Here is a 15,013-nt window from a genome sequence, read left to right as displayed (position 1 = left end):
TCACCAGCCGAAGGTGCGGTCGACGGCGTCGAGCACCCGGTCGAGATCGGGCAGGTATTCCTCTTCCACCCGGGCGGCCGGGTAGGGGGTGTCGAAGCCGGTCACCCGCAGCACCGGCGACTCCAGGGAGTAGAAGCACTCCTCGGTGATCCGGGCGGCCAACTCGGCGCCGAGGCCGAGGTTCGACGGCGCCTCGTGCACCACGATCGCACGGCCGGTGCGCCTCACCGACTCGTACGCCGCCGCCAGGTCCAGCGGGGAGAGCGAACGCAGGTCGATGACCTCCAGCTCCCGGCCGTCCTCCGCGGCGGCGGTCGCCGCGTCCAGGCACGTCCGCACCATCGGTCCGTAGGCCAGCACGGTCACGTCCGTGCCGGGCCGCACCACGCGGGCCGAGTGCAGGGGGTACGCCTCGGACAGCGGCGCGTCCAGGTCGACCTGCCCCTTCTCCCAGTAGCGCCGCTTGGGCTCCAGGAAGACGATCGGGTCGTCCGAGGCGACGGCCTGCTGGATCATCACGTACGCGTCCTGCGGGTTGGAGCAGGTCACCACCTTCAGGCCGGCCGTGTGCGCGAAGTACGCCTCGGGCGACTCGGAGTGGTGCTCGACCGCGCCGATGCCGCCGCCGTACGGGATGCGGATCACCATCGGGATGTTGAGCTTGCCGCCGGAGCGGTAGTGCATCTTCGCCACCTGCGACACGATCTGGTCGTACGCGGGGTAGACGAAGCCGTCGAACTGGATCTCGCAGATCGGCCGGTAGCCACGGATGGCGAGACCGACAGCGGTGCCGATGATGCCGGACTCGGCCAGCGGGGTGTCGATCACCCGCTGGTCGCCGAAGTCCTTCTGGAGCCCGTCGGTGATCCGGAAGACGCCGCCGAGCTTGCCGACGTCCTCGCCCATGATGATGACCTTGGAGTCGTTCTCCAGGGCGCGGCGCAGGCCGGTGTTGAGGGCCTTGCCGATGGTGAGCGTCTCCGTGGCCATCAGTGGGCGCTCCCCTCGAAGGACTCCATGTAGCGGCTGAACTGCGCGCGTTGCTCGTCGAGCAGCGGGGAACCGTTCGGGTAGACGTGGTCGAACATCGTCACCGGCTCCGGGTTGGGCATGTCGAGCACCCGCTCGCGCAGGTGCACCGACTCGCGGCGGGCCTGCTCGTCGACGTCGGCGAAGAAGGCCGCGTCGGCGATCTGCTGCTTCTCCAGGAACGCCTTGACCCGGGTGATGGGGTCCTTGGCCTGCCACGCCTCGACCTCGCTGGCGATGCGGTAGCGGGTCGGGTCGTCGGAGGTGGTGTGCGCGCCCATCCGGTAGGTGTACGCCTCGATCAGGCTGGGGCCCTGCCCGTGGCGGGCGTTGTCCAGCGCCGTGCGGGTGACCGCGTACGAGGCCAGCACGTCGTTGCCGTCCACCCGTACGCCGGGGAAGCCGAAGCCGGCGGCCCGCTGGTAGAGCGGCACGCGGGTCTGCCGCTCCAGGGGCTCGGAGATCGCGTACTGGTTGTTCTGGCAGAAGAAGACAAGCGGGGCGTTGAACACGCTCGCCCAGACGAACGCCTCGTTCACGTCGCCCTGGCTGGTGGCCCCGTCGCCGAAGTAGGCGATCGCGGCCTCGCCGTCGTCGGTACCGGTCTTGCCGTCCATGGTGATGCCCATGGCGTAGCCGGTCGCGTGCAGGGTCTGCGCGCCGATGACGATCGTGTACATGTTGAACTTGAACTCGTTCGGGTCCCACCCGCCCTGGTCGACACCGCGGAACAGACCGAGCGGCATGATCGGGTCGATGCCCCGGCAGTAGAGGACGCCGTGCTCCCGGTAGGTCGGGAAGGCCATGTCCTGCGTCCGCAGCGCCCGCCCCGATCCGACCTGCGCGGCCTCCTGGCCGAGCAGGCTGGCCCAGAGGCCCAGCTCGCCCTGGCGCTGGAGCGCGGTCGCCTCGGCGTCCAGCTTGCGGACCAGCACCAGATCGCGGTAGAGGCCGCGGTACTCCTCGTCGGTGAAGTCGACGCGGTATTCGGTGCCGTCCGGCCCGGTGACGCTGTCGATCCGCTCGCCGTCGGGGGTGAGTAGCTGCACCAGCTCGGGATCGCCGGCCGTGCCCTTCTTGGAGCGGGGTGCCGCCCGCCTGCCGCGGGTGGTGCCCCCGGGGTCGCCCTTTGCCATCGGTCTCTCCCTGTCGTGTCTGCGTCGGCACCGGGGGTAACCCGGCTACGCAACTCGTGCGCCTGTCCGGCTTCTGCCGGACCGGTTCCTGGCGGCCGCGCCTAGCCCCGGTGGGGGTTGCCGCACGGCGTGAGCCGGGTTCTGGCCGAACCCGGATCGGGAGCGCCGGCGCCGGGCCGCGCCTGCCGCGAGGGTGCGCGGAGGTCACGGCTGCGTTGCCGTCGTGCTCCATATTCGCAGAGCAGGTGAGCGCGCCCACAGTACGCCCGCCCCGGATTCCGACAGCCCACCCTTTGACGTCGTTTGTCGCCATCATGCCGGCCTGCGTTGCCCAGGCGACCCGGCGATGATTCGTCACCGTTCGGACAGCATCGCGTGTCGACACGCGGTCGAGACTGGCTAACGGAGGGTAACTGGGCCAGGCTGATTCCCACAGGATCGCGCCTATCAGGTCATATGCCGGCTTTGGGGCTGGCGGCGTCCATCCATGTCCTCCGACGGCCGACGACAAGGGGTGTGCGGTGCACGAGCCAGGTGATGGTCCCGGCACACCAGCACTCGGCCGGCATCGGTCGGCCGGTGGCTACCGACGGGTGGTCGGTGTCCACCGTGCTCCCGGCGCGGGCGGCGCTACCCGGGGTTACCTGCTCACCGTCGCCCTGCTGGCTGGCACCGCGTCGATGCCCATCCTCGCCGCGATCAGCGCGGGCTCGGCCACCCCGGGCAGCACCGCGCTGCCGGACAACAGCACCCCGTTCATCACGACCCCGTCGGTCGGGCCGGTGGTGATCCCGCTGCCGATGACCAGCCAGCCGGCGCACCCGCCACCCGGCACACCAAGCGTCGGGCCGACCAGCGGCTGGCTGCCCGCCTCTCCGGGGCGTATCTCGGAAGGGCGTCCAGCGGAGCCGACCGGCCCCGGCCGGGTGGCGACCTACCCACCGCCACCGCCGAAGCCCACCCGCGGCACCTGGCCCGCCATGCCCCCACCCGGCCCTCCGGCCCCGGACCCGCCCGACCCTGGCCCGACGGATCCCGATCCGACCGACCCGGGCCCCACGGACCCAGGCCCGACCGACCCCGATCCGGATCCGACCGACCCCGATCCGGACCCGACCGACCCGGACCCGGACCCCACCGACCCCGATCAGGACCCGACCGACCCGGACCCGGACCCCACCGACCCCGATCAGGACCCGACCGACCCGGACCCGACCCTGGAGCCGACGCCCACGTCGGACCCCACGCCCGCGCCGACACCCGCGCCCACGCTGACGGACACCCCGACGGCGACCGCCGTGCCGACCAGGGCGCCGTCCGCCCCGGCCAGCACCCCCGGGCAACCCGCCACCCCGGCCGCACCGACCAGCCAGCCCGGCCCAGCGGTCCCGTCGCCTCCGGCCGTTCCCTCGATGCCCGCCGACGGCCAGCCCGCACTGGCCTGACCAGCGCACCCCACGGTGCCCGTCCCTTGATGCCCGCCGACGGCCGGCCCGCACTGGCCTGACCGGCGCATCCCACGGTGCCCGTTCCTCCATGCTCGCCGACGGCGGGTCCGCGCTGGTCCGACCGGCGCACCCCACGGTGCGCGCGACGGTACGGTGACGATCAGGCGTGGCTGACCCGGTTCCGACGGTGGGCACGTACCGGAGGGGGTGGCGTGGGCGGCGGTGCGAAACTCCGCCCGGTCATCGCCCGGCCCGGCCCGGGGCTGCGGGTCGCCCGGCTGGTCACCGAGGTGAGCGCGCCGGCCGTGCTGGTGTCGCTGCTGATCGTCACCGTGAGCTGGCACAGCGCGCGCCGTCCGGGCCAGGGCCTGGTCTGGGGTCTGCTCGCCACGCTCTTCGTCATCGGCATTCCGTTCGCCTACGTCGTCGGCGGGGTACGCCGTGGCCGGCTCACCGACCACCACGTCGGCCGTCGGGAGCAGCGCCGGGCTCCGCTGCTTGTCGGCCTCGCCTCGGTGACCGCGGGGCTCGCCCTGCTCGTCGTACTCGGTGCGCCCCGCCCGGTGCTGGCGCTGGCCGTGGCCGGGCTGGTCGGGCTCGTGGTCGCCGTGTCGGTGAGCCACTGGTGGAAGATGTCGATCCACTCGGCGGTGGCCGCCGGCGCACTTGTCATCCTGATGCTGACCTTCGGGACCTGGCTGGTCGTCGCCGCACCGCTGCTGGTGTTGGTCGGCTGGTCCCGGGTGCGGCTGCGGGATCACACGGTGTCGCAGGTGCTCGCCGGTGGTGTGCTCGGTGCGCTGATCGCCGCAGTGGTCTTCGGCGCACTGCGCTGACCGCGATCTGTTCCCGACCGGGGCCCGCCACCGGGTGCGGACGAGAGCCGGCGCCGGACGAGAGCCGGGGCCGGACGAGAGCCGGGGCCGGACGAGAGCCGGGGCCGGACGAGAGCCGGGGCAGGCGACGTGTCGCCCGCCCCGGGTGGACCGTCAGGCGCCGTCGTCGGCGAGACGGTGCCGGTTGGCCTCGATCCAGGCGTCCAGAGCGGCCGGGTCGTCCGGGTCCACCCCGTCGGCCATCAGCTGCGCCACCGCGGCGGTCGCCGGGCTGCGCCGTTCACCCGTCGAGTAGAGGCGGGCGAACTCCGGCACCATCTCCTCGATCGCCTCGTCGGTGCGCGTCGCCGCCGCCTCGGGCAGCCCGCGCTGGCGGGACGCGTACCGGGCCCAGGCGCGCAGCACCCGGGGCAGCATCGCCGCGTCGTCCATGTCCAGCACGGCGCGGCGGTGCACCCAGTCGAGCAGGAACAGCCCGGACACCGCCGGGCTCCAGCGCATCGGGTCGCCGTCCGGGAAGCTCGCCGAATGGTCCAGCACCAGGCTCAGGCAGAAGTGCAGGGAGGCCAACTCCGCGCCGTCGACCGTGTCCAGCCCGAAGCGGGCGGCCTCCGGCGCGGCGAGGAACCGCCGGACCAGGTCGGTGCGCTCGGCCGCGGAGAGCGGCTCGACCTCCGCCGGACCGGTCGGGTCGGCGGCGGTGGGCAGCAACGCCAGCCGGGCACCGACAAGCGCCCGGTCGGTCGCCAGGGAACCCTCGCCGGGCAACTCGCTGAGGTCGTCGGTCACCGCGAGGTGGCGGGCCACCTCGCCCCGGAGCCGGGCCGGATTCTCGGTACGGAACCAGGTCAACTCGTCGTCGGCGCACATCTGTCGGACCTGGTCCAGGATCCGTTCCGCCGGCCCACCGACGAAGATGTCCTTGGTGATCCCGATGTTGTGGTCCACCAGGGCCACCAACGCGTGCTCGCCGCCACCGGAGGCGTCGTCGTACGCGAAGGTGGCGAGGTAGGAGGTCTGGTCGCCGTACACGTCGCCGTACGCCCAGGTGCCGGTGAGGTGCACCCGGCCGAGCTGCCCGGACCAGGTGGGCGCCTGGGTGCCCGGACGGACCCGCTCGGTGCCCTCGGCGTCCGGGACGAGCGCGGCGAAGACCTGTCGGATGGTGGTGGCCGCCGCGATCCGGCGACGCGCGGTGGCGGCGAGGAACCCGGTGACGAACTCCCGTACGGCGGTGTCGCGGTCGGTTTCCGCGATGGCGTAGACACTGCCCAGCAGTGCGCTGCCGAGCATCTCGGCGTCGAGGGCGGACTCCAGCTTGGTCACGTCGCGTGCGGCGTGCAGCACCGCGTCGTAGGGGGTCTCAGGCGTGGCCATGCTCCGACCCTACGCCGCCCGGAGCCGATGCAGAGCGGTAGCGAGCCGCCTGAGGCGTCAGCGGCGGGCGGCGTCCCGGAGCGCGTCGCGTGCCTGCGCGTACGAGTCGAGCACGGTGCGTACCGGTGCCAGCACGTACTCCTCGCCGACCAGGGCCACCTTCGCGGTCAGCCGCTGTTCGGCGCGGGCCCGAGCGCGTCGGGCCGCCCAGCGCACCACCGGCCGGGTCAGCGCCGCCACCAGCAGCCCGGCCAGCAGGCCGCCGAGCAGTAGCAGGGTGGGCAGCGGCACCTGACCGACCATCGGGTTGTCCAGCGCCGGCAGGCCGAGTGCGCGCAGCGCGTACCCGAGAAGCAACCAGCCGAGCCCGACCACCGCGGCGAGGGTGACCAGCCACTGCACACCGCCGACGACCCGCCACCACAGCGGCCGACGGCCCAGGCCGAGGTCGGTGCCGGCGATCGTGCGGTCCAGTGCGTCCGGCAGGTCGCCCAGGCGGGACCGGGCGGCCGAGGTCACCGCGCCGGGCCAGGGGGCGGGCAGGTCGGCGGCGGCCCGGTCGGCCACCGCGCGGATCGCGAGACCCAGGGCCGAGCGTTGCGCGGCCGATGGCTCCGGGACGGAGGTGGCCGCGACCAGACTCTCCGCCGGGTCGACCCGGTCGCCGCTGGGGCCGGGCAGGTGCAGCCGACGCAGCGGGTCGGGTCGCAACCGCCGCCAGCCCCGGACCACGGGCCAGCCGGTGGCCGCGCCGGCCCGATGCCGGTACGCCTGCTCCACCGCCTCGGTGACCGCCGGCACGCCGGCCGCCCCGGCCAACGCCCGGTTGAGCCCGTCGAGCGCCGAGCCGTCCGGGCCACCCGCCGGTCGGGCCGAGCCGACCAGCTCGTCCAACCCGGCGACGACCGTGTCGACGTCACCCGCGAGCCGGCGCAGCGCGGCCTGCCGCTCGGCGACCGTACGTTCCAGCGCGCCGCGCAGCCCCACCATCCCGGGCGGGTCGATGGCGGTGGTCGCCAGCAGCGGCACACCGGTCAGCCCGTCCGTGTCGAGCAGTCGGCGCAGATCGTCCAGGACCCGGGGCACCTCGGCCGGGGGCAGTCGGTCAGCCTGGTTGAGCACGACAAGCGTCACGTCCCGATGCCTGTGGAACTCGCGCAGATAGCTGTCGTGGATGACCCGGTCGGCGTACTTCTGTGGGTCGACGACCCAGACCACCTGGTCGACCAGGCCGAGGAGCCGGTCCACCTCCAGGCGGTGGGATCGCTGCACCGAGTCGAAGTCGGGCAGGTCGAGCAGGATCAGCCCGTGCAGTGCCGTCTCGTCGTCCCCGTCCAGGGCGCTCTCCCGCACGAAGCGGTGTCGGGGCAGCACACCGATCCAGTCGAGCAGACGGGTGGCGCCCTCCAACGGCCCCCACACGCAGGCGTGGGTGACGCCGGTGGTCGGCCGGCGCACCCCGACCGGCGAGAGCTCCAACTGGGCCAACGCGTTGAAGAGGCTGGACTTGCCACTGCCGGTGGCGCCGGCCAGCGCGACCACCGTGTGGTCCCGGGACAGCGCCAGCCGGGTGCCGGCCCGCTCGACCAGGGTGTGCGCGGGCACCAGTTCGGCGTCGGGCAGCAGGCCGTCCACCGCGGTCAGGAAGCGGCGTACCGCGTCCAGCCGGGTGACCAGCGCGTCGGCGTCGACCCGCTGGTCACCGCGGAACGCCTCGCGTACCCGACCGGTGATGTTGGTCACCGGGCGCTCCCCTCGTCGCCGCCCGCGGACAGGCCGCTGCGGTGCCGGGCCAGCTCGACGCGACCGGCGGCCCGGCGCAGCCCGTCGCCGGCGTCCGCGGCGGGGCGGGCGTCGGCGGTGCGGCTGAGGAACCGGTCGGCCTCCGCGCCGAGCAGCGTCCGCACCCGGGCCAGCAGGTCGGTGCGGGCCTTGGCAGCGAGGGTACGCACCGCCTGGTCGCCGAAGATCGCCTGGAGCACCGCCTGCGCGGCGACGGTGGTGCCCGCCCCGGTGGCCAGCTCCAGCCCGGTCGGGATGAACGCGGTGGAGGCGAAGACAGCGATCATGACGGCCAACCCGGTGGCGTTGACCGCGTACGCGGCGGTGCGGGCCACGAACCGCTTGTCGCCGCCCTCGACCCGGACCAGCTCCAGCACCCCGCGCTGCCAGTCCCGGACCATGCGTTCGGCGCGCTCCGGGAGGTCGTCGCTCGGGTGGGCGAGCGCCGGATCGAGCAGCCCGGAGCCCGCCGGGTGCGCCTTCCACGCCGTGTACGCGGATTCGGCGGCCTCCGAGGACACCCCGCGCAGCAGCGTGACCAGCTGCGACTCGATGGCGTTGCGCAACTCGACGGCGGGCGCCGGGCGACCGGTGACAGCGGCGACGACCCGGTCTCGGAGGCGACCGATCCGGGCCTCCAGAGTGCGGAAGAACTCTCCGGTGCCGACGAACTCCTGCCAGCGGGCGAGCACCTCGCCCCGGAGTAGTCGGCCGTCCTGAAGCCCCTGCTCGACGGTGCGCTCGGCACCCCGGTACGCGGCCCGGACCCGTTCGTCCAGCTCGGCGGCGGCGGTGACCTGCTGGTCGGCGGCGTCGGCCAGCTCCTCGACGGCGGGGTGGAGGGCGGCCAGCGCACCGTCCAGGGTCTGGCGGACCACGGCCGAGCGGGCTTCCGCGTCGCCGGCCAGTCGGGCGAACCAGTCGGCCAGCGCCGCGGTCACGCCCTCGGGCAGCAGCCCCTGACCGTCGACCCACGTTTCTGGCAGCACGAACAGCGGCGCCCGGCCGAGATCCTGTTCGGCGAGCATCTCGGCCAGGTGCGCGGCGATCTCGTCGGTGGCCTCGGCGGGTACCCGGTCCAGCACCATGGCGATCACCGCGCCGCGCGCCCGGGCGCTGCGCAGCAGCTCCCACGGCACCGCGTCGGCGTACCGGGCGGCGGTGGTGACGAAGAGCCAGAGGTCGGCGGCGGCGAGCAGTTGGGTGGCGAGCGCCCGGTTGGCGTCGACCACCGAGTCGATGTCGGGTGCGTCGAGGAAGGCCAGCCCGGCGGGCAGGGCGGGCGCGGTGACGAGGTGCAGGGCGCGCGGATCGTCGCTCGGCTCGGTGGTGCGGGTCAGCCCGGGCAGCAGGTCGCCCTGCCGAAACCACGCCGCGTCGGACGGGTTGCACACCAGCACCGGGGAGCGGGTGGTCGGCCGGAGCACACCGGCGGCGCTGACCCGGGCCTTGACCAGGCTGTTGACCAGTGTCGACTTGCCCGCGCCGGTGGAGCCGCCGACCACCACGAGCAGCGGCGCGTCCAGCCGGGCGAGCCGGGGCAGCAGGTAGTCGTCGAGCTGGTCGGTGAGGGCGGCGGCGGTGTGCCGGGCGGAGCCGGCGGAGGGCAGTGCGAGAGGAAACCGGGTCGCACCTATCGCCTCCCGGAGACCCGACAGGGCGCCGGGGAGGCTGTCGTCCCCGGTGGTGGCGGGCGGCTCCTCCGCGGCGTCCGGCGGGCCGGTGCGGGCTGCGACGGCGGGCGCGCCGGAACGGGTGGCGGAATCGCCGTGCGTCGTCACCGCTAAAGCGTGCCCGACCGATGCAAGGGAAGACAACCGGACGGTAGTAATGGCTGAGTTGCGTCGGGTTGACTCAACCCGACTTGACGATTCGCCAGCGCGTGGCACTATTGAGTCAAGTTCACTCAACTTGTGGTGGGGCCCGCTGCGGGCGGTGCTCGCCAGGCAGCCGCGGGCGATGCCCGTCACCTGCACAACCTTACGAAGCGAGGAAGCGAAGATGGCACGTGCGGTCGGTATCGACCTCGGCACGACGAACTCCTGCGTCAGCGTTCTCGAGGGCGGTGAACCCACCGTCATCGCCAACGCTGAGGGGTCGCGGACTACCCCGTCGATCGTCGCGTTCGCCCGCAACGGCGAGGTGCTCGTCGGCGAGGTCGCCAAGCGCCAGGCAGTGACCAACCCCGACCGGACGATCCGGTCGGTCAAGCGCGAGGTCGGCACGAACTGGTCCGTCGACATCGACGGCAAGAAGTACACCCCGCAGGAGATCTCGGCCCGGACGCTGATGAAGCTCAAGCGGGACGCGGAGGCGTACCTGGGCGAGCAGATCACCGACGCGGTGATCACCGTCCCGGCCTACTTCAACGACAGCCAGCGCCAGGCCACCAAGGAGGCCGGTGAGATCGCCGGCTTCAACGTGCTGCGGATCGTCAACGAGCCGACCGCGGCCGCCCTGGCGTACGGGCTGGACAAGGGCTCCAAGGAGCAGACCGTCCTGGTCTTCGACCTCGGCGGCGGCACCTTCGACGTGTCGCTGCTGGAGCTGGCCGAGGGCGTCATCGAGGTCAAGTCGACGAGTGGTGACAACCACCTCGGTGGCGACGACTGGGACCAGCGGATCATCGACCACCTGGTCAAGACGTTCCGTGGTGAACACGGCATCGACCTCGGTCAGGACAAGATGGCCCTCCAGCGCCTCCGCGAGGCCGCCGAGAAGGCCAAGATCGAGCTGTCCGCCGCCACCACCACCAACATCAACCTGCCGTACATCACCGCCGGCGCCGCCGGCCCGCTGCACCTCGACGTGACGCTGAGCCGCGCCGAGTTCCAGCGGATGACGCAGGACCTGCTGGACCGCTGCAAGGGCCCGTTCGAGCAGGCCGTGAAGGACGCCGGGATCAAGATCTCCGACGTCGAGCACGTCATCCTGGTCGGCGGTTCGACCCGGATGCCCGCCGTGACCGACCTGGTCAAGCAGCTCACCGGTCGCGACCCCAACAAGGGCGTCAACCCGGACGAGGTCGTCGCCGTCGGCGCCGCCCTCCAGGCCGGTGTGCTCAAGGGTGAGGTCAAGGACGTCCTGCTGCTCGACGTGACCCCGCTGAGCCTGGGCATCGAGACCAAGGGCGGCATCTTCACCAAGCTGATCGAGCGCAACACCACCATCCCGACCAAGCGCTCCGAGGTCTTCACCACGGCGGACGACAACCAGCCGTCGGTGCTGATCCAGGTGTTCCAGGGTGAGCGGGAGATCGCGGCCTACAACAAGAAGCTCGGCACCTTCGAGCTGACCGGCCTCCCGCCGGCGCCGCGCGGTGTGCCGCAGATCGAGGTCGCCTTCGACATCGACGCCAACGGCATCGTCAACGTGCACGCCAAGGACCTGGGCACCGGCAAGGAACAGAAGATGACGATCACCGGCGGCTCCTCGCTGCCGAAGGACGACATCGAGCGGATGCGCCGGGACGCCGAGGAGCACGCGGAGGAGGACAAGCGCCGTCGCGACGACGCCGAGGCCCGCAACGTGGCCGAGGCGCTGCAGTGGCAGACCGAGAAGTTCCTCGCCGAGAGCGGCGACAAGCTGCCCGGTGAAAACCGGGAGCAGCTCAACGAGGCGCTCGGTGAGCTGCGGGGTGCCCTCGGCGGTCAGGACATCGAGAAGATCAAGTCCGCCCACGAGAAGCTGGCGAAGGTCTCCCAGGAGGCCGGTTCGCTGCTCTACTCGCAGCAGGCCGAGCAGGGTCAGCAGCCCGGTGGCGAGCCCGGCCCGGGTGCGGCCGGCGCGACCGGTGCGACCGGCGCGCAGGCCGGTGGAGCCGACGACGTGGTCGACGCGGAGATCGTGGACGAGGACGGCAAGAAGTGACCGTCGGGCTCCGACACGTATCCACGGCGAAGGGGATGAGGTAGCCGCATGACGCAGAAGCCACGAGCCGCCGACCCGGGCGACACCGGGTCGACGCCGGGTGGCTCCGCGCCCACGGAGCCGACCACCGGCGACGGGGAGCGGGTCGTCATCCGCAACAAGCGCAAGCTCGTCGACACGGCGGAGCCGGAGGGCACCGCCGCCGACGCGGAGACCGGTGTGCCGGCCGAGGGCCTGGTCGAGGACGCCGAGGTCGTGGTCGACGAGATCGAGGTCGAGGTCAACTCCACCGACGGACCGGAGCCAACCGGTCCAGCGGTGGTGGACGCCCCGGCGCAGCCGGTCGACGGCGCCGGCACGGGCACGTCGCTCGGCGCCGAGCTGGAGGCACTCCGGGCCGAGTTGGACGAGCGCACCAGGGACCTACAGCGGGTGTCGGCGGAGTACGCCAACTACCGCAAGCGGGTCGACCGCGACCGCAACCTGGTGCAGGAGCAGGCGACCGGCTCGGTGCTGGCCGCGCTGCTGCCGATCCTCGACGACCTGGACCGGGCTCGGGAACACGGCGACCTGGTCGGACCGTTCGGCACGGTGGCGGAACAGCTCACCACCGCACTGGGCAAGTTCGGCCTGAACGCCTTCGGCGAGCAGGGCGACGCGTTCGACCCGACCCGCCACGAGGCGGTCGCGCACCAGACCTCGGCCGAGGTCAGCGAGCCGACCTGCGTCCAGGTGATGCGGCGCGGCTACCAGCTCGGTGAGCGGTTGCTGCGTCCCGCGCTGGTCGCGGTCGCGGACCCGGAATAGTGCGAGACAGTGACCGGGCCGTCCCGCCCATCGCGCAACGGTGGGCGGGACGGCCGGGCCGCGAATGTCGGAAGGGGGTGGACCGGTGAGTTCCAAGGACTGGATCGAGAAGGACTTCTACGCCGTGCTCGGCGTGGACAAGGCCGCCTCCGCGGACGACATCAAGAAGGCGTACCGCAAGGTGGCCCGCGAGTCGCACCCGGACCACAACCCGGGCGACGCCAAGGCGGAGGAGCGGTTCAAGGCCGCGTCCGAGGCGTACAACGTGCTGTCGGACTCCGGCCGCCGCCGCGAGTACGACGAGATGCGCTCGCTGTTCGGCTCGGGCGCGTTCCGGCGTAACGCCCGGGGCGAGGGTCAGCCGGGCGGCATGCCGTTCGACGTCTCCGACATGTTCGGCGGCGGAGGCGGCGACCGCCGCTTCGGAGGCGCCGGCTTCCAGGACCTGTTCAGTTCGATCTTCACCGGTGGTCAGGGCGGTGGGCAGGCGGCGCCGCGTGGTCCGGCCCGCGGCCGGGACGTGGAGACCGAGGTGGCACTGGACTTCGGCGACGCGGTGCGCGGGGTGACGCTGCCCCTGACGCTGCGCGCGCCCGGGGTCTGCGACACCTGCCACGGCAACGGGGCCAAGCCCGGCACCCAGCCGCGTACCTGCCCGGTCTGCCACGGTGCCGGCGTGACCACCCGCAACCAGGGCTCGTTCAGCTTCTCCGAGCCGTGCCGCAACTGCCAGGGCGTCGGCACCGTGGTCGAGGAGAAGTGCCCCGAGTGCCACGGCAGCGGCGGTGTCACCAAGACCCGCACCATGAACGTGCGCTTCCCGGCCGGCGTTGCCGACGGCCAGCGCATCCGGCTGACCGGGCGCGGTGAGCCGGGCGAGCGCGGCGGCCCGGCCGGCGACCTGTTCGTGCACGTCAAGGTTCGACCGGACGAGCTGTTTGGGCGTACCGGCGACGACCTGACACTCAGCGTGCCGGTCACCTTCGCGGAAGCCGTGCTCGGCACGGACCTGCGGGTGCCCACGCTCGACGGCGCGGTGACCCTGCGGGTTCCGCCGGGGACGCCGAGTGGGCGGGTCCTGCGTGCCCGCGGCAAGGGTGTGGTCCGCCGCGACGGACAGGCCGGTGACCTGCTTGTCACGTTGGACGTGGTGGTGCCGGCCGGGTTGTCCGACGAGGCGCGCGCGGCGCTGGAGGCGTTCGCCGAGCAGAGCCCGCCGGCGGCCCGGGAACATCTCGACGCGCGGTTGCGTCGGGTCAGCTAGTCCGGTGGAAGGGACGCGGAGGTGAGCGGCATGTCGGGCGAGTTCCTCGGTTCGGGTGACCCTGCCTACGAGGCCAAGGTGCTGATGATCTCGGTTGCGGCGCGGATGGCGGGGATGCATCCACAGACCCTGCGCCAGTACGACCGACTGGGGCTGGTGCAGCCCGGCCGGGCCGCTGGCGGCGGGCGCCGGTACAGCGTCCGCGACGTGGTGCTGCTGCGCGAGGTGCAGCGGCTCAGTCAGGACGACGGGATCAACCTCGCCGGCGTCAAGCGGATCATCGGGCTGGAGCGACTGTTGGAGCAGGCGCAGCAGCGGGTGGCCCGACTGGAGGCGGAGTTGGATGCCGCGTACCGGCGAGTGGCCGAGCTGGAATCACTCGCCCGCTTCCCGGGACGGGACCTGGTGCCGACCAATCGCACGTCCACCGCGCTTGTGGTGTGGCGACCCCGCCGTACTCCCGATCGTTGACCTGACGCGCACCCGGATCCGACTCATCGGCCCGGACCACACCGGATTCCCCGGCGCGGTCCGGGCCGTTTCGGTTAGCCTGGGAATACGGGTCCAATCGGCTATTTCGGGCCTGCCGACATGGCGAGGGGGAGCGATGGCGGAACCGGCGAAGAAGATGGCCGAGCAGACGGAGGACCGGCTGGAAAGCCTGGCCGAAACCGTCCGCAAGAAGTTCGACAAGGTGACCGAGGGGACCTATCGGGACCGGGTCGTCGGGGGCCGGTTCGCCGAGCGGGGCGACCACGGCGTCGACAAGGGTCGACCCGAAACCGAACACAAGCAGGACTGACCGGCGACCGACGTGCGGGCCGGGACCCACGGGGGGTCCCGGCCCGTTCGCGGTTACTGAGTGCGGTGGGGGTCGCGGCCCGTGCGCGGTTAGTGAGTGCGGGCCTCGGTTCAGCCGAGGCGGCGGTTCTCGCGGACCAGGCCGCCCTCGCACCAGTCCCGGTAGACGAAGAGATCCGGTCGGGCCAACAGCACCCGCCCGTTGTGCGCCCAGATCCTCATCAGCTCGTCGCCGTCCCGCTCGGCCTGCTCGACGAGCTTGCGGAAGCGGCGCTTGGGGTGGGCGCGAAAGTTCGTCCGGATGCCGTCGGCCGCGTAGATGTAGAGGCAGTGCAGGGCGAAACGCCGAGCCGGGCAGGTCGGGTCCATCGCCAACTCGAAGAGTGTCAGCACCAGTCGGTCGCCGGAGACCAACAGGTCCCAGTCCGGTGGCATCGAAGCCAACGGCACCGAATCAGGCTTGTACGCCCAAGCTCGCAACTCCGCCGGACTCGGATCGACGGGGTTGGCGAAGCCGCGGAACGTCGACTCCTGCACGCTCACCGGCCAACCTTCCACGCTCTCGCCCGCGTTTGGCAACGCTGCCTACGGACCTTGGCTGCTGGGGCGAAACGGTAACCCGCCGTCGGGTGCTGCCGGTAGTACCCGTGAGGAGCAATTCCG

Annotated in this window: 13 protein-coding genes; 7 read left to right on the top strand and 6 right to left on the bottom strand. The window is 72.5% G+C overall.

The window, feature by feature from the left end:
• Together AB0B14_RS15620 and pdhA are read right to left on the bottom strand one after the other, a co-directional pair.
• A complete protein-coding gene (locus tag AB0B14_RS15620) occupies positions 1-990 on the bottom strand; it encodes an alpha-ketoacid dehydrogenase subunit beta (RefSeq protein ID WP_357066458.1) in 990 nt (329 codons plus the stop codon).
• On the bottom strand, positions 990-2,165 hold the full coding sequence (pdhA, locus tag AB0B14_RS15615; RefSeq protein ID WP_357066460.1) for a pyruvate dehydrogenase (acetyl-transferring) E1 component subunit alpha: 1,176 nt from the start codon (positions 2,163-2,165) through the stop codon (positions 990-992). Before pdhA ends, AB0B14_RS15620 begins: the two co-directional genes overlap by 1 nt.
• Before the next feature lie 521 nt (positions 2,166-2,686).
• Here pdhA and AB0B14_RS15610 point away from each other — a divergent pair.
• Complete coding sequence (locus tag AB0B14_RS15610) at positions 2,687-3,610, top strand: hypothetical protein (RefSeq protein WP_357522826.1); 924 nt, start codon at positions 2,687-2,689, stop codon at positions 3,608-3,610.
• Between the two features lie 215 nt (positions 3,611-3,825).
• Positions 3,826-4,449: a phosphatase PAP2 family protein gene (locus tag AB0B14_RS15605; RefSeq protein ID WP_357522825.1), complete on the top strand. Its 624-nt coding sequence runs from the start codon at positions 3,826-3,828 to the stop codon at positions 4,447-4,449.
• 153 nt (positions 4,450-4,602) lie between these two features.
• On the opposite strand, the gene AB0B14_RS15600 is transcribed toward AB0B14_RS15605, so the two are convergent.
• The 3 genes from AB0B14_RS15600 to AB0B14_RS15590 are packed head-to-tail and all read right to left on the bottom strand — an operon-like array spanning position 4,603 to position 9,389.
• Positions 4,603-5,826 (bottom strand): hypothetical protein, encoded by a 1,224-nt coding sequence (locus AB0B14_RS15600; protein WP_357066467.1) that lies wholly within the window; start codon positions 5,824-5,826, stop codon positions 4,603-4,605.
• A 57-nt stretch (positions 5,827-5,883) separates the two neighbouring features.
• A complete protein-coding gene (locus AB0B14_RS15595; protein ID WP_357522824.1) occupies positions 5,884-7,569 on the bottom strand; it encodes a GTPase in 1,686 nt (561 codons plus the stop codon).
• A complete protein-coding gene (locus AB0B14_RS15590; protein ID WP_357066471.1) occupies positions 7,566-9,389 on the bottom strand; it encodes an ABC transporter in 1,824 nt (607 codons plus the stop codon). The genes AB0B14_RS15595 and AB0B14_RS15590 overlap by 4 nt, the downstream gene beginning before the upstream one ends.
• 220 nt (positions 9,390-9,609) lie before the next feature.
• Between AB0B14_RS15590 and dnaK the strand changes: the two genes are divergently transcribed.
• The 5 genes from dnaK (at position 9,610) to AB0B14_RS15565 (ending at position 14,351) form a co-directional block, all read left to right on the top strand.
• Positions 9,610-11,478, top strand: coding sequence for a molecular chaperone DnaK (gene dnaK / locus AB0B14_RS15585; RefSeq protein WP_357066473.1), 1,869 nt, complete (start codon positions 9,610-9,612; stop codon positions 11,476-11,478).
• A gap of 48 nt (positions 11,479-11,526) precedes the next feature.
• Positions 11,527-12,285 (top strand): nucleotide exchange factor GrpE, encoded by a 759-nt coding sequence (grpE, locus tag AB0B14_RS15580; protein WP_357066475.1) that lies wholly within the window; start codon positions 11,527-11,529, stop codon positions 12,283-12,285.
• Positions 12,286-12,370: 85 nt separating this feature from the next.
• Positions 12,371-13,549, top strand: coding sequence for a molecular chaperone DnaJ (gene dnaJ, locus AB0B14_RS15575; RefSeq protein WP_357066478.1), 1,179 nt, complete (start codon positions 12,371-12,373; stop codon positions 13,547-13,549).
• Positions 13,550-13,579: 30 nt separating this feature from the next.
• Complete coding sequence (locus AB0B14_RS15570; RefSeq protein WP_030332087.1) at positions 13,580-14,020, top strand: helix-turn-helix transcriptional regulator; 441 nt, start codon at positions 13,580-13,582, stop codon at positions 14,018-14,020.
• A 136-nt stretch (positions 14,021-14,156) separates the two neighbouring features.
• Positions 14,157-14,351 (top strand): hypothetical protein, encoded by a 195-nt coding sequence (locus AB0B14_RS15565; RefSeq protein WP_357522823.1) that lies wholly within the window; start codon positions 14,157-14,159, stop codon positions 14,349-14,351.
• Between the two features lie 110 nt (positions 14,352-14,461).
• On the opposite strand, the gene AB0B14_RS15560 is transcribed toward AB0B14_RS15565, so the two are convergent.
• Positions 14,462-14,893, bottom strand: coding sequence for a hypothetical protein (locus AB0B14_RS15560; RefSeq protein ID WP_357066482.1), 432 nt, complete (start codon positions 14,891-14,893; stop codon positions 14,462-14,464).
• Positions 14,894-15,013 lie beyond the last annotated feature (120 nt).

Source organism: Micromonospora sp. NPDC049171, from assembly GCF_040648275.1.
Taxonomy (GTDB): Bacteria; Actinomycetota; Actinomycetes; order Mycobacteriales; family Micromonosporaceae; genus Micromonospora.
The sequence above is the reverse complement of the archived record's forward strand: the minus strand, read 5'-3'. Positions and strand labels throughout refer to the sequence as shown.

What these genes read in the sequence shown, in the direction of transcription:
- AB0B14_RS15620 (WP_357066458.1), bottom strand. Translation starts at nt 990, where the DNA reads ATGGCCACGGAGACGCTCACCATCGGCAAGGCCCTCAACACCGGCCTG.
- pdhA (WP_357066460.1), bottom strand. Translation starts at nt 2,165, where the DNA reads ATGGCAAAGGGCGACCCCGGGGGCACCACCCGCGGCAGGCGGGCGGCA.
- AB0B14_RS15600 (WP_357066467.1), bottom strand. Translation starts at nt 5,826, where the DNA reads ATGGCCACGCCTGAGACCCCCTACGACGCGGTGCTGCACGCCGCACGC.
- dnaK (WP_357066473.1), top strand. Translation starts at nt 9,610, where the DNA reads ATGGCACGTGCGGTCGGTATCGACCTCGGCACGACGAACTCCTGCGTC.
- grpE (WP_357066475.1), top strand. Translation starts at nt 11,527, where the DNA reads ATGACGCAGAAGCCACGAGCCGCCGACCCGGGCGACACCGGGTCGACG.
- AB0B14_RS15570 (WP_030332087.1), top strand. Translation starts at nt 13,580, where the DNA reads ATGTCGGGCGAGTTCCTCGGTTCGGGTGACCCTGCCTACGAGGCCAAG.
- AB0B14_RS15565 (WP_357522823.1), top strand. Translation starts at nt 14,157, where the DNA reads ATGGCGGAACCGGCGAAGAAGATGGCCGAGCAGACGGAGGACCGGCTG.